At 68.5% G+C, this 18,314-nt stretch carries 17 protein-coding genes; 8 read left to right on the top strand and 9 right to left on the bottom strand.

The genetic code is table 11. The features are described 5' to 3' along the window. Positions 1 to 45: 45 nt before the first annotated feature. Positions 46 to 786 (top strand): SDR family oxidoreductase, encoded by a 741-nt coding sequence (locus LHU95_RS05035; protein ID WP_248710289.1) that lies wholly within the window; start codon positions 46 to 48, stop codon positions 784 to 786. Positions 787 to 820: 34 nt separating this feature from the next. On the opposite strand, the gene LHU95_RS05030 is transcribed toward LHU95_RS05035, so the two are convergent. Then, the gene (locus LHU95_RS05030) at positions 821 to 1,882 is read right to left on the bottom strand and encodes an alpha/beta fold hydrolase (RefSeq protein WP_248710288.1); all 1,062 of its coding nucleotides are present in this window, start codon (positions 1,880 to 1,882) and stop codon (positions 821 to 823) included. A gap of 82 nt (positions 1,883 to 1,964) precedes the next feature. On the opposite strand from LHU95_RS05030, the gene LHU95_RS05025 reads away from it, so the two are divergent. From LHU95_RS05025 to LHU95_RS05015, 3 genes are all read left to right on the top strand, one after another. Beyond that, a complete protein-coding gene (locus tag LHU95_RS05025) occupies positions 1,965 to 2,189 on the top strand; it encodes a zinc-finger domain-containing protein (protein ID WP_248710287.1) in 225 nt (74 codons plus the stop codon). Further along, positions 2,173 to 4,944 (top strand): DNA polymerase I, encoded by a 2,772-nt coding sequence (gene polA / locus LHU95_RS05020; RefSeq protein WP_248710286.1) that lies wholly within the window; start codon positions 2,173 to 2,175, stop codon positions 4,942 to 4,944. Before LHU95_RS05025 ends, polA begins: the two co-directional genes overlap by 17 nt. A 277-nt stretch (positions 4,945 to 5,221) precedes the next feature. After that, positions 5,222 to 6,421, top strand: coding sequence for an MFS transporter (locus LHU95_RS05015; protein ID WP_248710285.1), 1,200 nt, complete (start codon positions 5,222 to 5,224; stop codon positions 6,419 to 6,421). Between the two features lie 80 nt (positions 6,422 to 6,501). Here LHU95_RS05015 and LHU95_RS05010 read toward each other — a convergent pair whose 3' ends face one another. Genes LHU95_RS05010 through LHU95_RS04995 form a run of 4 tightly spaced genes read right to left on the bottom strand, consistent with a single transcriptional unit; the run spans position 6,502 to position 10,800 of the window. After that, positions 6,502 to 7,872, bottom strand: a complete 1,371-nt coding sequence (locus LHU95_RS05010) for a TldD/PmbA family protein (RefSeq protein WP_248710284.1) — start codon at positions 7,870 to 7,872, stop codon at positions 6,502 to 6,504. Further along, the gene (locus LHU95_RS05005; RefSeq protein ID WP_248710283.1) at positions 7,869 to 9,134 is read right to left on the bottom strand and encodes a pitrilysin family protein; all 1,266 of its coding nucleotides are present in this window, start codon (positions 9,132 to 9,134) and stop codon (positions 7,869 to 7,871) included. The genes LHU95_RS05010 and LHU95_RS05005 overlap by 4 nt, the downstream gene beginning before the upstream one ends. A gap of 14 nt (positions 9,135 to 9,148) precedes the next feature. After that, complete coding sequence (thrC, locus tag LHU95_RS05000; protein ID WP_248710282.1) at positions 9,149 to 10,555, bottom strand: threonine synthase; 1,407 nt, start codon at positions 10,553 to 10,555, stop codon at positions 9,149 to 9,151. Positions 10,556 to 10,599: 44 nt separating this feature from the next. Further along, a complete protein-coding gene (locus LHU95_RS04995; protein ID WP_248710281.1) occupies positions 10,600 to 10,800 on the bottom strand; it encodes a hypothetical protein in 201 nt (66 codons plus the stop codon). A 259-nt stretch (positions 10,801 to 11,059) separates the two neighbouring features. Here LHU95_RS04995 and rpsD point away from each other — a divergent pair, with 259 nt between their 5' ends. From rpsD to LHU95_RS04980, 3 genes are read left to right on the top strand one after another with little or no spacing between them, the layout of a single operon-like run. Continuing rightward, positions 11,060 to 11,701 carry a 30S ribosomal protein S4 gene (gene rpsD, locus LHU95_RS04990; RefSeq protein ID WP_248710280.1) on the top strand — a complete coding sequence of 214 codons (642 nt, stop codon included), beginning with the start codon at positions 11,060 to 11,062 and terminating at the stop codon, positions 11,699 to 11,701. A gap of 45 nt (positions 11,702 to 11,746) precedes the next feature. Beyond that, a complete protein-coding gene (locus LHU95_RS04985) occupies positions 11,747 to 12,298 on the top strand; it encodes a sugar O-acetyltransferase (protein WP_248710279.1) in 552 nt (183 codons plus the stop codon). Positions 12,299 to 12,331: 33 nt separating this feature from the next. Further along, positions 12,332 to 13,255 carry a DUF1796 family putative cysteine peptidase gene (locus LHU95_RS04980; protein ID WP_248710278.1) on the top strand — a complete coding sequence of 308 codons (924 nt, stop codon included), beginning with the start codon at positions 12,332 to 12,334 and terminating at the stop codon, positions 13,253 to 13,255. Between the two features lie 69 nt (positions 13,256 to 13,324). Here LHU95_RS04980 and grxD read toward each other — a convergent pair whose 3' ends face one another. Genes grxD through LHU95_RS04960 form a run of 4 tightly spaced genes read right to left on the bottom strand, consistent with a single transcriptional unit; the run spans position 13,325 to position 16,746 of the window. Next, positions 13,325 to 13,660 carry a Grx4 family monothiol glutaredoxin gene (gene grxD / locus LHU95_RS04975; protein ID WP_248710277.1) on the bottom strand — a complete coding sequence of 112 codons (336 nt, stop codon included), beginning with the start codon at positions 13,658 to 13,660 and terminating at the stop codon, positions 13,325 to 13,327. Positions 13,661 to 13,685: 25 nt separating this feature from the next. Further along, positions 13,686 to 13,919, bottom strand: a complete 234-nt coding sequence (locus tag LHU95_RS04970) for a BolA family transcriptional regulator (RefSeq protein ID WP_213616283.1) — start codon at positions 13,917 to 13,919, stop codon at positions 13,686 to 13,688. A 5-nt stretch (positions 13,920 to 13,924) separates the two neighbouring features. Next, the gene (gene purL, locus LHU95_RS04965) at positions 13,925 to 16,135 is read right to left on the bottom strand and encodes a phosphoribosylformylglycinamidine synthase subunit PurL (protein ID WP_248710276.1); all 2,211 of its coding nucleotides are present in this window, start codon (positions 16,133 to 16,135) and stop codon (positions 13,925 to 13,927) included. Between the two features lie 41 nt (positions 16,136 to 16,176). Further along, on the bottom strand, positions 16,177 to 16,746 hold the full coding sequence (locus LHU95_RS04960) for a transposase (protein WP_248710275.1): 570 nt from the start codon (positions 16,744 to 16,746) through the stop codon (positions 16,177 to 16,179). A 313-nt stretch (positions 16,747 to 17,059) separates the two neighbouring features. Between LHU95_RS04960 and LHU95_RS04955 the strand changes: the two genes are divergently transcribed. Beyond that, the gene (locus LHU95_RS04955; RefSeq protein WP_248710274.1) at positions 17,060 to 18,118 is read left to right on the top strand and encodes an LCCL domain-containing protein; all 1,059 of its coding nucleotides are present in this window, start codon (positions 17,060 to 17,062) and stop codon (positions 18,116 to 18,118) included. The last annotated feature ends 196 nt before the right edge of the window (positions 18,119 to 18,314 follow it).

Genomic DNA, 18,314 nt, shown 5'->3' with positions numbered 1-18,314 from the left:
GATGCTCCGGCGCGATGCTGCCGGGCATTTCCCAGGGACATCCGCATGAGCCACACCAAGACCGCCCTCGTCACTGGCGCTGGCCGCAATATCGGCCGCGCCGTGGCTCTCGCTTTGGCGCGGGAGGGGTTCAGCGTCATCGTCAATGGCTCGACAGACCGCGCGGCGGCGGAAAGCGTCGCGAATGAGGTGCGCGCCCTGGGTGCCAAGGCGATGGTCGCGATGGGCGATGTGGGCCTGCGCGATGAATGCACGCGCATCGTGGCCGCCGCGGTGGCGGAATTCGGGCGCGTGGATGTGCTGGTGAACAATGCCGCGCTGCGCCCGCTGAATGCCTTCCTGGACCTCACCGAGGCGGATTACCGCCGGGTGATGGCGGTGGATCTGGAGGCCGCCATCTGGCTCTCCCAGGCCTGCCTGCCGGGGATGCTGGCGCAGGGCTGGGGCCGCATCGTGAACTTCACGGGCATGAATGCCATCCATGGCTATGCCGGCCGGGCGCCGGTTTCCATCGCCAAGCATGCCGTCTGGGGGCTGACCAAATCCCTCGGCAAGGAATTCGGCCCACGCGGGGTGACGGTGAACGCCATCTCGCCCGGGCCGATCGCGGCGGATGACGAGACGGACGCGCCCTCGGCCTATCGCCAGGCGATGGTGGCGCGGGTGCCGGTGGGGCGCATGGGCCAGCCGGCCGAAGTGGCGGCGCTGGTGCGGCTGCTGGCCTCGGCGGAGGGGGCGTTCATCAACGGGCAGATGCTGGCGGTGAATGGTGGTGCGGAGACGTGAGGGCAAACGGCCTCCGGCGGCCGGGGCCCCAGCCTCAGGGGGGCGTCCGCGCCAGCCAGGCCGCGCCGGCTGCCTCGCGTGAAGTTGGCACATCGGGCATGTTCAGGAATTCGATGATGTCCCGCGCCACGCGTGCCCGCACGCCATCGCGCAGCAGCAGGTGCCAGCCCTCGGTGTAGAGGGCCACGCGCGGCACGCCGGCATCGCGCAGCGCGCGGCGGGCGATGGGGGTGGGCACCACCTGGTCATTGCCACCGACCATGATCAGCGTGGGCACCGCGCGGCAGCATGTGGGGAGTGCGGCGACGGCCTGGTCCATCAGGTCCACCAGGCCACTGACCATGTCGAAGCGGATTTCGCGCAGCGTCAGCGGATCACTGCCGAAGCGCAGCAGCGCCTCGCGATTGTCGCTGGCGGTGATATTGGGCGCGCTGGCCGGCATCGCGACCGGGCCCAGCACATGCGCCGCCCCCCAGAGCAAGGCGCGCAGGAAGCGCGGCATATAGGCGCGGCCCCAGAGTGCGGGGGAGGAAAGGATGATGCCCGTGACATCGGTGCGGCCCATCGCCAGCACCACGGCCCCGCCCATGCTCTCGCCCAGCAGGAAAATCGGCAGGCCAGGATGCCGCGCGCGGATCAGGTCCAGGGCGGCGTGCGCGTCATTCACCATCGTCTCGGCACCGGCCCAATAGCCGCGCGGCCGGGTCCAGCCGAAGCCGCGCTGGTCGTAGGCATAGACCAGCGCGCCGCCGGCTGTGAGCAAGGGGCCGCCCTCCTCCAGCATGTTGCCGCCATGGTCGGCCAGGCCATGGATGGCGAGGATGACGAAGCGCGGCGCGCCCTCCGGCCGCCAGACACGCAGCGGCAGGCGCGCGCCATCGGGCATCACCAGCATGGCTTCCGGCCGCGGTCCCGAGGGCTGCGGCGGCGCGGGAGAGGGTGCGAAGGCCCAGCCGGGGATGGGCATCCAGGGCAGCGGCGGCGGCTCGAAGCCCTCGATGCCGGCGGCGCGCGTGGCAGGACCGGCCGGCACCACCACAGGCGCGCAGGCCGCAAGCGACAGCAGCGCGAGGATCAGGGCGGTGAACAACTTCATCGCCCCCGCATATGGCCCGCTGGCCCATCCGTGGCCAGCGGTTTATGTTGCGCCCACACGCGGCAAAGGATGAATCCCCCAGATGCGCGACCCGCAGATGACCGGCTATGGCCCCAAGTGGACCGAGGGCGTCACCCCCGAGGACGTGACCGAGGCGGAAAGCCGCGCCGTGAGTTGCGATGGCGGCGGCGGTGCTCTCGGGCATCCCATGATCTGGATGCGAATCGAGGAGCACGAGGTCACCTGCCCCTATTGCTCGCGCACCTACCGGCTGAAGGATGGTGCGGGCGATGACGGACATCACTGACGCGCCTTCGGGTGATCCCCACCTCATCCTGATTGACGGCAGCGGCTACATCTTCCGCGCCTTCCACGCCCTGCCGCCGATGACGCGGCCCGATGGCACGCCGGTCAATGCCGTCTTCGGCTTCGCGCAGATCCTGGAGCGCTTCCTCAGCCAGAATGTCTCGACGCATATCGCCGTGATCTTCGACACGGCGCGCACCACCTTCCGCAGTGAAATCTACCCCGCCTACAAGGCGCATCGCCCCGAACCGCCGGAGGAGCTGGTTCCGCAATTCGCGCTGATCCGCGAGGCGACCGAGGCCTTCGGCGTGGCCCGGGTGGAGCTGGCGGGCTTCGAGGCGGATGACCTGATCGCCGCCTATGCGAAAGCTTTTGAAGCCGAGGGCGGCCGCGTCACCATCGTCTCCTCCGACAAGGATCTGATGCAGCTGATCCGCGAGCACGTGATCATGCTGGACCCGATCAAGCAGAAGCCGATCCGCGAGGCGGAGGTGCTGGAGAAATTCGGCGTCGCACCCAACAAGGTGGCCGAAGTCCAGGCGCTGGCCGGCGATGCGACCGACAATGTGCCAGGCGTGCCCGGCATCGGCGTGAAGACGGCGGCGAGCCTGCTGGCCGAGTATGGCGACCTCGAAACCCTGCTGGCCCGCGCCGGCGAGATCAAGCAGCCCAAGCGGCGCGAATTGCTGCTGGAGCACGCTGAGATGGCGCGCATTTCGCTGCGGCTCGTCACGCTGGATGAGAACGCGCCCCTGCCCGCCCCCATCGAGAGTCTGCGTGCCAAGGCACCCGAACCCGCGCGGCTCGGCGCCTTCCTGGCTGAGAACAACTTCCGCAGCCTTGCCGCGCGGCTTGGCCTGGGCGATGGCGGCGCGCCGCAGCGCGCACGGCCGGTGGCGAGCGAGGCGGAGCCCTCACCGGATACAGCCGGCTTCGGCCCCTATGAATGCGTGAGCGACCTCACCGCGCTGGAGCGCTGGATCGGCCTGGCGCGGGAAGCAGGCGTGATTGCGCTGGACACCGAAACCGACAGCCTGGATGCGCTGGCCGCGCGCCTGGTCGGCGTCTGCCTCGCCGTGGCACCTGGCCGCGCCTGCTACATCCCGCTGCGCCATGCGGGGGCCGACATGCTGACCGAAACGCCAGCGCAAATCCCCTTTGACGATGCCATCGCCGCGTTGCGCCCGCTGCTGGAGGACGCAGCGGTTCTCAAGGTGCTGCACAACGCGAAGTATGATTGCGAAGTGCTGGCCCAGGCCCAAAACGGCGCCATCACGGTCAGCCCCGTGGATGACACCATGCTGATCTCCTACGCGCTGGAAGCCGGCGCCCATGGGCATGGCATGGATGAGCTCGCGCAACTGCATCTTGGCCACAAGCCGATCTCCTTCGATGAAGTCACCGGCACGGGCAAGGCGCGCATCAGCTTCGCCCATGTGCCACTCGATCGCGCCACGGCCTATGCGGCTGAGGATGCGGATGTGACTTTGCGCCTCTGGCACAAGCTGCGCCCGCGCCTGCGCCCCGAACGGGCACTTGCGATGTATGAGCAGGTGGAGCGCCGGATGATCCCCGTGCTGGCCCATATGGAGCAGGCCGGCGTGCGCGTGGACGGCGCGGAACTCGCGCGCATCGGCCAGGATTTCGCCGAGCGCCTGGTGGTGCTGGAGGCCGAGTGCCACCGCATCGCCGGCCGCGCCTTCAATGTGGGCAGCCCCAAGCAGCTGGGCGAAATCCTGTTCGACGAGATGGGCCTGAAGGGCGGCAAGAAGGGCAAGACCGGCGCCTATTCCACCGATGCGAGCGTGCTCGAAGACCTTGCCGCGCAGGGCGCTGAATTGCCGCGCGTGGTGCTGGAATGGCGCCAGCTCGCCAAGCTGAAATCCACCTATGTCGAAGGCCTGGCCGCGCAGATCGCGCCCGATGGCCGCGTGCACACCGATTACGCCATGGCCGTCACCAGCACCGGCCGCCTTTCCTCGACCGAGCCCAACCTGCAGAACATCCCGATCCGCAGCGAGGAGGGCATGCGCATCCGCCGCGCCTTCGTGGCCGAGCCGGGCCACGTGCTGATGAGCGCCGATTACAGCCAGATCGAGCTGCGCCTGCTGGCGCATCTGGCCGATGTGCCCACGCTGCGCGAAGCCTTCGAGAAGGGCGAGGACATCCACAGCCGGACGGCCGCAGAAATCTTCCACCTGGAGCCGGGCAGCGTGGACAAGGAAGCCCGGCGCCGCGCGAAGACGATCAATTTCGGCATCATCTACGGGATGAGCGCCTTTGGCCTCGCCGGCCGCCTCGGCATCGCGCCCGGCGAAGCGCGCGGCATCATCGACGCCTATTTCGCGCAATATCCCGGCATCCGCGCCGAGATGGAGCGGCTCAAGGAGGAGGCCCGCAGCACCGGCTATGTGCTCTCGCCCTTCGGCCGGCGGCTCTGGATCCAGAACATCAAGGCGAAGGACGCCATGCTGCGCGCGGGTGCCGAGCGCCAGGCGATCAACGCGCCCTTCCAGGGCGGGGCTGCCGAAATCATCAAGCGCGCCATGGTGCGCGTGCCCGCCGCACTTCGGGAGGCGGGCCTCAAGTCGCGCATGCTGCTGCAGGTGCATGACGAACTCGTGCTGGAAGTGCCCGAGGCGGAGATCGAAGCGGCCGGCGGCGTGCTGCGCCGCGTGATGGAAGGTGTCGCCGAGCTCCGCGTGCCGCTGCTGGTGGAAGTCGGCCACGGCACCTCCTGGGCGGAGGCGCATTGAGCATGTTGGCCGCGCCGATTCACGCGCCCGGCGAAGTGCGCCGGCCACGATCGGAGCGGGTTGCCGCGCCGATCCACGCACGCGGCGAAGCGCGCCGCGCACGATCGGGGTGGGTTGCCGCGCCGATCCACGCACGCGGCGAAGCGCGCCGCGCACGATCGGAGCGGGTTGCCGCGCCGATCCACGCACGCGGTGAAGCGCGCCGCGCACGATCGGAGCGGGTTGCCGCGCCGATCCACGCACGCGGCGAAGCGCGCCGCGCACGATCGGAGCGGACATGACCACCGCCTTCGCCCCCGAGGAGCGCCGCATCCTTGGCTCAGTCTCCGGCGCGCATTTCGTCAGCCACGTGCATATCCTGGCCCTGCCGCCGCTGTTTCCGTTGCTGCGTGACAGCATGGGCGTCACCTTCCTGGAACTCGGCTTCGCGCTGACGCTGTTCAACATCGTCTCGGCCTGCACCCAGGCGCCGATGGGCTTCCTGGTGGACCGCGTGGGGCCGCGCCGCGCGCTGGTCTCGGGCCTGCTGCTGGGGGGCTTTGCCTTCGCCATGGCCGGGATCGGCGGCAGCTATGCCTGGCTGCTGGCGGCCATGGCCCTCGCGGGCCTCGCCAACGCCGTCTATCACCCGGCCGATTACGCCATCCTGGGCAGCTCGATCCAGGAGGCGCATGTGGGCCGCGCTTTCTCCCTGCACACCTTCGCCGGCTATGCCGGCAGCGCCGTTGCCCCGGCGCTGATGCTGGGCGCGGCGAGCCTCGGCGGTGTCGGCTTCGCGCTGGTGCTGGCCGGGTTGCTCGGCCCGCTCGCAGCCCTGCCGCTGCTGCGCGAGGCGCTGGCCGAACGCAGCCAGCCCGCGCGCGCCAAGCCCGCACCCGGCGCACCCCGCCTGCTGAACGCTGCGGTGATGACGCTGCTGGCCTTCTTCGTGCTGATCGCGCTGTCCAATTCCAGCATCCAGGGCTTTGCCGTCTCGGCCTGGAATGCGGCGCATGGCACCTCCCTCACCGCGGGGAATATCGCGCTCACCGCCTGGCTGGCGATGAGTGCCGCCGGCGTGCTGGTGGGCGGCTATGTGGCGGACCGCACCAAGCGCCACGGGCTGGTGGCCGCCGCCGGGCTGGGCTGTGCGGCGCTGCTGTTCCTGGTCGCGGGCAGCATCGCCTGGTCACCCCTGCCGCTGCTGCTGGTGATGGGCCTCTCGGGCTTCCTCTCCGGCATGATCATGCCCTCGCGCGACATGCTGGTGCGCGCAGCGGCACCGCCGGGCCAGGCGGGCGCGGTGTTCGGCGTGGTGAGCACCGGCTTCAATATCGGCGGCATGGCCGGGCCGCTGGCCTGTGGCTGGCTGCTCGATCACGGGCAGCCGCAGATGGTGTTCATCGCGGCCGCCTCCTGCCTCGGCCTGGCGGTGGCGAGCGCCCTCTGGCAGGAGACACGGCGCGTGCGGCGTGTCTCCCTGGCGGCGGCCGAGTAGCGCCACCAAGGCCGGAGAGATCGCCGGTTATTGTGCGAGCCTGCCGCCTTCCCGACATTCCCATCAGGACGGAGGGCGCTCTACGCGCCGGCCAGCGTCATCCCGTCCACGCGGATCGTCGGCGCATCGCTGCCGCGCCGGAATTCCAGGTCATTGGCCGCGCGCATGGCGAGGAACATCTCGGGCAGCTTGCCGGCGATGGTGATCTCGCCCACCGCCTCGGCCAGTTGCCCGTCACGGATCATGAAGCCGGCCGCCCCGCGTGAGTAATCGCCGGTGATGCCGTTCACGCCCATGCCGATGAGTTCCGTGATGTAGAGCCCCTCGCGGATATCGCTCATCAAGGCGGCGGGCGTCACATCGCCCGGCTCCAGCCAGAGATTGGTGGGGGCTGGCGAAGGCGGGCCGCCGGTGCCGCGCGCGGCGTGGCCGGTGGTGGTGAGGCCCAGCTGCTTCGCGCTGCGGCCATCCAGCAGCCAGGTGGTCAGCACACCATCCTCGATCAGCGCGCGGCGAATGCCCGGCTGGCCCTCGCCATCGAAGGGGCGGCTGCGCGGGCCGCGCGGGCGCAGCGGATCATCCATCACGAACATGCCGCGTGGCAGGATCTGCTGGCCCATCGCATCCTTCAGGAAGGAAGTCCCGCGCGCGATGGACGCGCCATTGATCGCACTCACCAGATGCCCGAGCAGCGAGGCCGCGACGCGCGGATGATACACCACGGAAAGCCGCGTGCTGGCCGGACGCGTCGGGTTCAGCCGCGCCACCGCCTGCTCACCCGCGCGCCGGCCCAGCAGGGCAGCGTCATCGAGATCGGCGAGGTGACTGGCGCTGGAGTAATCATAATCGCGCTGCATGCCGGTGCCCGCACCGGCCAGCGCCGTGGCCGAGATGGAATGCGAGGCACGGGTATATTCGCCAAAGAAGCCGCGCGTCGTCGCCAGCGCGCGCGTGGCACGGGACCATCCGGCCGAAGCGCCCTCGCTGTTTGTGACACCCGGCACGGCCATGGCGGCTTCCTCGGCCAGGGCCGCGCGGGCCAGCAGGGCATCCGCATCGGGCTCCAGAGCATCGCCCAGATCAAGACCGGTGAGAGGTGCCGGCGCATCCAACAATGTGGCCAGCGCATCCTCCGGCACGACGCGCGCCATCGCGACGGCGCGCTCGGCCAGGGCCGCGAAACCCGAGGGCGACATATCCGTGCCGCTGACGATGGCGACGCGCTTGCCGATGAAGACGCGCAGGCCGAGATCACTGCTCTCGGCACGCTCCAGCTCCTCGATGGCGCCGAGGCGGCGCTGCACGGAGAGCGAGGCGGAATGCACCAGCAGCGCATCGGCCTGTTCCGCGCCGGCGCGGCGTGCCGCATCCAGCAGGGCGTTCAGAACATCCGCGTTTGGCTGGCGGGGCCGATCCACGCTGCGCTCCGCTTCGCGATCGGACCCGCTCATGCCGCCATCTTCTCCGCGATTTCGGCGAGGCCCATCACCTTGCCGATCGGCCCCATCGTCGCCAGCGTCGGCTTGCCCGCAAAGATGCGCTTGGCCGCGCGCTGAATATCCTCGACCGTGACGGCGGCGATGCGCTGCTTGGTTTCCTCGGTCGGGATGATGCGGCCATGCACCTGCAATTGCCGCGCAATCTGCTCGCAGCGCGAGCCCGTGGATTCCAGCGACATGAGAAGCGAGGCGCGCAGCTGCGCCTTGGCACGGTTCAGCTCATCCTCCGTCACATCGCCGCGCACACGGCGTAGCTCCTCGATGGCGACGGGCAGCAGTTCCGCCACCTGGTCCTCGCCCGTGCCGGCGTAGAGCGCGAAGACGCCCGCATCATCGTAAGGATGCGCGAAGGAATAGATGGAATAGACGAGGCCCCGCTTCTCGCGGATTTCCTGGAACAGGCGGGAGGACATGCCGCCGCCCAGCAAGGTGGAAAGCAGCATCACCGGATAATGATCTGGGTCGGTGTAGTGGGTGGAGGGGAAGCCCAGCACCAGATGCACCTGGTCCAGTTCACGCTCCTCGCGGAATTCGCCGCCGGCATAGCGTGCCAGTTCGGGCTGATGCGGTGTCACGTCGGGCAGGTCGCGGAAATGCTCGCCCACCATGTCCAGCAGCGCGTCGTGATCCAGCGCACCGGCGGCCGCGACCACCATGCGCGAGGGGCCGTAGTGGCGCGCCATGTATTGCGTCAGCGCCTCACGCGGCATTTTCTCGATGATCTCTTCCGTGCCCAGCGTGGGCCGGCCCATCGCCTGATCGGGGAAGCAGGCATGCTGGAAGTGATCGAAGATGATGTCATCCGGCGTGTCATTCGCCTGGCCGATCTCCTGCAGGATCACGCCGCGCTCGCGCTCCAGCTCCTCGGGGATCAGGGTGGAATGGCAGAGGATATCGCCGATGATGTCGGCGGCCAGGCCCATGTCTTCCTTCAGCACCTTGCAGTAATAGGCGGTCTGCTCGCGCGCCGTATAGGCGTTGATGTGGCCGCCGACATTCTCGATCTCGCGCGCAATCGCCGGGGCATCACGGCGCTGGGTGCCCTTGAAGGCCATGTGTTCGAGGAAGTGCGAGGCGCCGTTTTCCTCGGCCGTCTCATTGCGCGTGCCGGCATGCACATAGGCGCCGATGGAGACGGTCTCGACGCGCGGCATATGCTCGCTGACGACAAGAAGGCCGCTGGGCAGGCGCGTGAGGCGGACGGAATCGGTCATGCTGTTCCCGGGGGTCATGCGGCGTTGCGAAGGCTGTGCTGCCGCACGAAACCCTGTGCGGCGGCAAGGTCATTGGGCAGGACGGTGAAGCGCTCCTCGCGCTCATAAAGATCACTCAGCGCGGGCGGCAAGGGCGGGTGAATGCCCGTGGCGCGCTGCACCGCATCCGGGAATTTCGCCGGATGCGCGGTGGCCGCGATGATGACGGGCATATGCGGATCAGCCGGCGCCAAGGCCCGCGCGGCCGCCGTGCCGATGGCCGTGTGCGGGTCCGCGAGATAGCCCGCGGCCTGATGCAGATGGGCGATCTCGGCCAGGGTGCCGGCATCATCCAGCATGAAGCCCTGGAAGTGCCGCGTGGCCGCACGCCAGGCGGCATCGGGGATGGGCATGCGGCCCGTGGCGCGGAAGCCTTGCATCTGTGCCGCCGTGGCCTTGGCGTCGCGGCCCAGCAGCTCGAACAGCAGCCGCTCGAAATTGCTGCTCACCTGAATGTCCATGGAGGGCGAGAGCGAGGGCTCGACCGCGCGGGCACTCATGTCATTGCTGGCCAGGAAGCGCGTGAGGATGTCATTGCGGTTGCTGCCCACGATGAACTTCGCAATCGGCAGGCCCATCTGCTTCGCCGCCCAGGCTGCCAGCACATTGCCGAAATTGCCCGTGGGCACCGAGACCGCCACTTCCCGATCCGGCGCGCCCAGCGCCAGGGCGGAGGCGACGTAATAGGGGATCTGCGCCGCGATCCGCGCCCAGTTGATGGAGTTCACGGCAGCGAGCCGCATTTCACCGCGGAACCCCGCATCCACGAACATCGCCTTCACCAGATCCTGGCAATCATCGAAGCTGCCCTGGATGGCGATATTGGCGACATTGGCCGACATCACGGTGGTCATCTGCCGGCGCTGCACCTCACTGGTGCGGCCCTCAGGGTGGAGGATGACGATGTCCACGGCGGCGCGGTCGCGGCAGGCCTCGATGGCGGCGGAACCCGTATCGCCGCTGGTCGCACCCACGATGGTGATGCGCTCACCCCGCTTGGCCAGCACATGATCGAACAGGCGGCCGAGCAATTGCAGCGCCACATCCTTGAAAGCGAGCGTGGGGCCGTGAAACAGCTCCAGCGCGAAATCGCGCGGGCCGAGCTGCACCAGCGGCACCACGGCGGTGTGGCGGAAGCTCGCATAGGCATCGCGGGTCAGGCCGTGCAGCTCCTCCAGCGTCAGCGCATCGCCGACGAAGCGATGGATGATGCGGGCCGAAAGCTCGGCATAGGGCAGGCCGCGCAGAGCGCGCCATTCGTCAGGCCGGAGGACCGGCCAGGATTCCGGCATGAAGAGCCCGCCATCCTCGGCGAGGCCAGCGAGCAGGACATCCTCGAAACCGCGCGGGGCGGCTTCACCACGGGTGGAAACATATTGCATGGGGTGCGGGTTTAATCCCTGCGGGCGCCCAAGGGTAGCTGCCGTCACTTCCTGTTTGCGAGCTTCCGCGCGAGAAGATAGCCAAGGCCCCCGCCCACCGGCCCGGCCGGCAGGACCAGCAGCCAGCCCATATGCACGCCCTGCCCGATGGCGGCCATGCCGAGCCCAAGCATCATGCCGCCCACCAGGCTGCCGGTGACGCCAGCGGTCAGGCCCAGGACCAGGATTTCTTCGCGCGTTGCCATGACGCGCAGTAGGTGTTTCGGCGCCGGTTTGACAAGGCCCGCCGCGCGACCTAAACCGCCGCCATTCCTGGGAACGAGGACACGCCTTCGGGGCGTGCGCCCGCTCATGTGTGACGGGGACTGATTGACGCGCCGGCCGAAGTGGTCCGGCACGATCAGGCTCCGGGGCACGAGAGACTACCGGGACAATCCGCTGGGCTGAGAATGGCCCCGCAACATGAAGAAGGTCCGGTGCCGAAATGGTGCCGGGGAGTCGCGCATGACGAAGCGCCTTGCCAGCAAGTACAAGATCAATCGCCGCCTGGGTGAGAACCTCTGGGGCCGCGCCAAGAGCCCGGTCGTCAAGGCCCGCAAGGGTGAGCAGGGGGCCCGCACCTACGGCCCCGGCCAGCACGGCCAGCGCCGCAAGAACAAGCCGACCGATTTCGGCATCCAGCTCATGGCGAAGCAGAAGCTTAAGGGTTACTACGCCAATATCGGCGAGAAGCAGTTCCGCAAGTATTACGATGAGGCCGTACGCCGCAAGGGCGACACCTCCGAGAACCTGATTGACCTGCTGGAGCGCCGGCTGGACACCATCATCTACCGCATGAAGTTCGCGGTGACGCCGTTCGCGGCCCGCCAGTTCGTGAACCATGGCCACGTCATGGTGAATGGCAAGCGCGTGAATATCCCGAGCTTCAGCGTGAAGGACACCGACACCATCGAGGTGAAGGAAAAGTCCAAGCAGCTGACCATGGTGCTCGACGCCGCCCAGGAAGCCGGCCGCGACGTGCCGGAATACATCGAGGTGGATCACCGCGCGATGCGCGGCCGCATCCTGCGCACGCCCAAGTTCAGCGATGTGCCCTATCCGGTGCAGATGGAACCGAACCTGGTCGTCGAATTCTACTCGCGTTGATGAATGCCGGTGCGGGCGCTTCGGCGCCCGCACCGGGCCCTGCCCATGCCCACTGAAAAGCAGCGCATGCTCGCGGGCCAGTCCTACCGGCCCGATGATCCCGAGTTGCAGGCCGATCAGGCCGCCACACTCGCTTGGCTTGGCCGCTACAACACCTCCCATCATCTGACGGCCGAGGCGCGTCACGCCTTGCTGGCCGAACGCCTGGGCGCCTTGGGCGTTGGCGCGGTGATCCGGCCGCCCTTCCATTGCGACTACGGCTTCAACATCCGCCTCGGCGCAGGCGCCTTCCTGAATTTCAACGTGGTGATCCTTGACGTGGTCGAGGTCACCATCGGCGCCCGCGCGCAGATCGGCCCGGCCGTGCAGATCTACGCCGCCGATCACCCCCGCGATGCGGCCACGCGGGCCACCGGGGTCGAGTTCGGCCGCCCCGTCCGCATCGGGGCCGATGCCTGGATCGGCGGCGGTGCCATCCTGCTGCCCGGCGTGACCATCGGCGATGGCGCGGTGGTGGGCGCGGGCAGCGTCATCACGCGCGATGTGGCCCCGGGCGCCATGGTCCTCGGCAACCCCGCGCGGCCCAGGCGCAGTTGACGAGGCTACCCCTTCGCCTGCACATCTTCGCCCATGCCGATTCCTGCACAGCTTCCCGCGCGTGACGTCCTGGAAACAGTGATCCGCGCGACCCACCAGGCCTTCCTCGGGCGGAGCGTGGACCCCAACTGGCAAACCGCCTTCACCGAGGAACTCACCCGCCGCGGCGCCACCCAATCACTGGATGAGGTCGTGTCCGACTTCATGCAGCTCGTCTACACCAGCACCGAGGCAAAGACCCGGCTGCTCGCCACCATGGGCGGACGCGGCATCGAGGATGTGATCGCCCCTGGCCTCGCCGCGCGGCCTTCCCCCTTGGCCTGTATCGGCCTGGGCTGCATGCCGGGCACCGCCGGCATGCTCCGGCGCGGCGGCCTGCGCCGCTGGGCCGGCCCCTTCGACTGGATGACCATCCCGGCCGAAGCGGTGCGTGACAGCATCGTGGATGATTGCGCCGGGCTGCTGCTCGCCACCGATTACGAGCCCATCCTCCCCGAGGATCGGCCCGTCGGCAGCGACGGCCATCTCTGCCGCCATGTGCGCCTCTCCGAGCTCTACGGCCCGACGATCTTCCATCGCTACGATCCGTCCGAGGCGACCGGCTATGCCAGCCTGGAACGGGCCACGCTGCGCTTCCGTGAGGCGCTGCGCGGCCTGCATGGCAAGCTCCTGCTGCAGGTCACGCAGGAGACCGAGCGCAGCCTGCCCACCTTCGAGGATACGGCCGACATGCTGGACCGCTCGGCCCGCGGCGCCATCCTGGTGACGGTGGCGCTGGTGGAGGGCCCGCCCGCCGGCCCCTTCCCCGAAATGGAGCTGGCCCAGACCCGCGGCGTGCACCGCTATCTGCGCGCGCGCACCATCTCTGAGGTGAAGGGCACAGCCTTCGTCGACCCTCTGGATGAGATCGTGCTGCTGCGTGGCGCACTGGCCGCGCCGCAGATCAGCAGCATGTAGCCCCGTGGCTGAGCACGGGCCCGGCGGGTTTCGCCGGGCCCGTGGTGCAGCCCCGGGAATCGCGCGGCCTTACGCTTCGGCCTTCGTCGCGATGCCCTTTTCCTTGAGCATCGTCTGCAATTCGCCCGACTGGAACATCTCCATCACGATGTCGCAGCCGCCGACGAATTCGCCCTGCACGTAAAGCTGCGGGATGGTCGGCCAATTCGTGTAGGCCTTGATGCCCTCGCGGATCTCGGCGTCTTCCAGCACGTTCACGCCCTTGAAGGGCACGCCGACATGGCTGAGAATCTGCACCACACGGGCCGAAAACCCGCATTGCGGAAAGACGGGCGTGCCCTTCATGTAGAGCACGACGGGGTTGCCGGTGATTTCGGCTTCGATGCGGGTGGTGGCGTCGGTCATCCTGGACTTCCTTCTTTGGGTTCGTTCAATCGGGGGCGCTGGTCTGCAGCGCCAGGGCATGCAGCACGCCGCCCATGCGGCCTTGCAGCGCGGCATAGACGATCTGATGCTGCTTGACGCGGGAGACGCCGCGGAAGCTCTCGGAAATCACCTTCGCGGCGTAATGGTCGCCATCGCCGGCCAGATCCTCGATCGTCACCTGCGCGTCGGGCAGGGCCGATTTGATCAGCGCCTCGATTTCGGCCGGTTGCATCGGCATGCGGTTCAGACCTCTTGCATCAGCTTGGGCAGCGTCGCCTCATGCGCCGCCACCAGATTGGAGACCGATATGGTCCCCTTTCCGCTCAGAACCAAGTCCCCACCGCCTGATTCTCCGAGCTTCCGCGCTGGCACCCCCACCGCCGCCGCAGCCGCCAGGAAAGCCGCGCCGTCCGTGACGGCGACCACGTAGCGGGATTGGTCCTCACCGAACCAGAAGCCGTGCTCACCCGCGCCATCCAGCGTGGCGCCGACGCCCGAGGCCATGCACATTTCCGCAATCGTCACCAGCAAACCACCATCGGCGCAATCATGGCAGGCGCTGACGGCGCCGGCCAGGATTTGCCCGCGCACGAAATCGCCGTTCCGCCGCTCGGCCGCCAGGTCCACCGGCGGGGGCGCGCCCGCCTCCTGCCCCGCGATCTCGCGCAGCCAGAGCGACTGGCCGAGCCAGCCTTGCGTCTCGCCCACCAGGATGATCGCGGCCCCTTGCGGCATGGCCAGGCCGACCGCCTGCGCCACATCTTCCAGCACGCCCACGCCGCCAATGGCGGGTGTCGGCAAAATCGCGCGGCCCTCGGTCTCGTTGTAGAGCGAGACATTGCCGCTGATTACCGGGAAATCCAGCGCGTTGCAGGCAGCCGCCATGCCGCGCACGGCGGCGGCGAATTGGCCCATGATCTCGGGCTTTTCGGGATTGCCGAAATTCATGTTGTCGGTGATGGCGCGCGGCAGGGCGCCGACGGCGGTCAGATTGCGCCAGGCCTCGGCCACCGCCTGCATGCCGCCCGCATGGGGGTCCGCCTGGCAATAGCGCGGCGTGCAATCGGTGGTCATGGCCAGCGCCCGCACATGATCCTCGATCCGCACCACGGCGGCATCGGCCTGGCCGGGCCGCTTGGCCGTCTGGCCGCCCACCTGCGCGTCATACTGGTCCCAGATCCAGCGGCGCGAGCAGAGGTCGGGGCAGGCCACCAGGGTTTCCAGCGCCGCCAGGATGCCCACCGGGTCCGCGATCTCGCTGGCTTTCAGCACGGGCAGCTTGGGCGTCTCCGCGATCGGGCGGCGATAGAGCGGCGCTTCGGATTCCAGCGGCGCCAGCGGGATATCCGCCTCGACCTTGCCGTGATGGGTGATGACGATCCGCCCCGTCTCGGTCAGCTTGCCGACGACCGCGAAATCCAGCTCCCATTTGTGGAAGATGGCCTCGGCCAGCGCCTCGCGCCCGGGCTTGAGCACCATCAGCATGCGCTCCTGGCTTTCGCTCAGCATCATTTCATAGGCGGACATGCCGGTCTCGCGCTGGGGCACCGCGCCCATATCCATCTCGATACCCATGCCGCCCTTGCCGGCCATCTCGACGCCGGAGCTGGTGAGGCCCGCGGCCCCCATATCCTGGATGGCGACGATGGCATCCGTCGCCATCAATTCGAGGCAGGCCTCGATCAGCAGCTTCTCCGCAAACGGGTCGCCGATCTGCACCGTGGGGCGCTTTTCCTCGGAATCCGCGCTGAACTCCGTGCTGGACATGGTGGCGCCATGAATGCCGTCCCGCCCCGTCTTGGAGCCGACATAGACCACGGAATTGCCGACGCCGGTCGCGGCGGCGGTAAAAATCCGATCCGCCTTCAAAATCCCCACCGTCATCGCATTCACCAGCGGATTGCCGTTATAGGCCGGGTGGAAATTCACCTCGCCCCCCACGGTCGGCACGCCCACGCAATTGCCATAGCCGCCAATGCCGCGCACCACGCCATCCAGGATGCGCCGCGTGCGCGGCAGCGAAGGGTCACCAAAGCGCAGCGCGTTGAGGTTGGCGATGGGCCGCGCCCCCATGGTGAAGACATCGCGCAGGATGCCGCCGACACCCGTGGCCGCGCCATTATAGGGCTCGATGAAGCTCGGGTGGTTGTGGCTTTCCATCTTGAAGACGGCGGCCAGCCCCTCGCCAATGGCGATCACGCCGGCATTCTCACCAGGCCCGACCAGCACCCAGGGCGCCTTGGTGGGCAATTCGCGCAGCCAGACGCGGCTGGATTTGTAGGAGCAATGCTCGCTCCACATCACCGAGAAAATGCCGAGCTCGGTCAGCGTCGGGTCGCGCCCGAGAATCGCCAGCGCGCGCTGGTACTCATCGGGCTTGAGGCCGAATTCGGCGGCCAGCTGGGCGGCCCGCTCGGGGGCCAAGGGGGCGACGCTGGGTGCAACGGATGTCATCCGGCGTTTGTCGGGCGGGGCGGGCGGCTTGTCCAGCGGGGTCACGCCATGGCCAGCCGAAGCGAGCGCGGGATATGGGCGCGGCCCCCCACCATCCCCATCAGGTTGCGCAGCGCCCTGCCCCATTGCAGCACGAAGCGCCCGAAATTTTCACGATGGCGCATTTGCAGCGCCACCAGCCTTTTGGACAAATCCGGATCGGGCAGCATCCAGGCCGGCCCAGGCAGGGCGCCGAGAAACTTCAACCGCCGCGCCAGGACAATGATGCCCATTCCGCGCATCCGATACGCCCGCCGCGCGCCCCGGAAGATCACCCGCCGCAGCGATTGCAGCGGATGGCGCGGCCCGAGATCGGCCAGCGCCTGGAGCAGTTCCTCCCATACACCCGCCTTCGTCAGCCGCCGGAAATGCCGGGCGACAGTGCCCGCCTCGCCATATTCGGGCGGAACCTCCCGCCAGGGGGCGTCGGTGGTCAGCAGCCAGAACATGCCATTCATGCGGTGGCGCAGATCAGCCATGGGGCGGCCCTGCGGGGCGTCGCGCTCCACATAGGGGCGCAGCGCGGCCCATTGGCGGTCGGTGAGGGGGCGGTGGGGGATGCGATGGAACATAACGCGAACAATACGGGAAAATGCATTCGAAATCAATGTAAATTGGGGCGCTGCCCCAAGCCCCGTTGGGGAGCCACGGGCTCCCCAAACCCCTGCGGCAACCGACGCGGGCGGGGAAATGCGGTTCCTGGGCAACTTTTCCCCTACTCGCGCGTTCTACCGCCCTGGACTCAACCTTAAGGAACCCCATCCCATGAACAGCATTGTCTATATCGTCGGCGCCGTGGTCATCGTGCTCTTCGTGCTCAGCTTCCTCGGCCTGCGCTGAGCCCTCTCGCATATCGGGCCCGCCGCGTGCTTCCATCGGCCCACCATGCCGATCCTGCTGCTGCTTGCCCTGCTCCTCTTGCCTGTCCTGCCCCCAGCGGCGGCCCGCGCGGCGGATCTCTGCCCGCGTGACGCCATGGGCCTGCGCGTGGGCGAGAGCCTCACCTGCACCTGCATCCCCGCCGCCGTGCTCGATGCCGGCAGCGTCGCGGGCAGCGATGTCTATACGGGCGATAGCCGCATCTGCCGCGCGGCCCTGCATGCCGGGGCGGTGACGCGCGCGGGCGGCGTGGTCACGCTGCGCGTCATCGCGGGCGTCACGCGCCATCCGGGCGCCTCGCGCCATGGCGTCCGCACGGCCGATTTCGGCCCCTGGCGGCAAAGCTTCACCTTCGAGGAGGAAACGGTCGCCGGCCCGCGCCTCTGTCCCGATACCATGGCCGCCTATGCCGGCAGCGCCGAGCGCCTGTCCTGCATCTGCCCGGGCAGTGCCGCGCTGCGCGCCGCGGCCATCTGGGGCAGCAACCCCTATACCGCCGATTCGGCGCTCTGCCGGGCCGCGCTGCATGCGGGGATGATCCCGATCACCGGCGGCACGCTCAGCGTGGCCATGGTGCCGGGCGATGCCAGCTATGCCGCCAGCCTGCGGAACGGCGTGCAGACCCGGGAATTCGGCCCGTTTCGCGGCGGCTTCACCTTCCAGGGCACGCCCAATACCAGCCCTGGCGCCCCCACCCAGGCCCCCGTCCTGCAAGCCTTGCGGCGCGAAGGCCGCGTCGCGCTCTACATCAATTTCCGCACGGATTCCGTTGAGCTCGACGCCCCCGCCATCGCCCTGCTGACCGAGCTGCGCGAGGCGCTGCTGACGCAACCCACCCTGCGGCTGCGGCTGCTCGGCCATACCGACAACCAGGGCGGACCAGGCGTGAACAACCCCCTCAGCTTCCGCCGCGCCCAGGCGGTGCGGATCTGGCTGGTGCGCGAAGGCATCGCGGAGCCGCGCATCACCGCGGAGGGCCGGGGCCAGAATGACCCGATCGCCGAAAACACCACCGAGGCGGGCCGCGCGCTCAACCGCCGCGTGGAAGCGCTCCGGGTGGATTAGGGGCCGGCAAAAGGCCAGGAAGCGAAAGGGCTTTGCCCTCTCGCGCTCACCCACCAAGAAACCAGGTTTCTTGGATCTTCGATCGTAAAATCCCACTGACGAAGGTGCAGGAAACTGTGAAAACCACGCAGGTTTTCACCCTGCCGGGGAGCCCGAGGGGCTGGCCCCTCGGTCCCACCGCAAGCTCGTGGCCTGA

It is taken from the genome of Sediminicoccus sp. KRV36, from assembly GCF_023243115.1.
Classification (GTDB): domain Bacteria; phylum Pseudomonadota; class Alphaproteobacteria; order Acetobacterales; family Acetobacteraceae; genus Roseococcus.
Note: the sequence above shows the minus strand (reverse complement) of the source record. Positions and strands in the feature narration are given on the sequence as shown.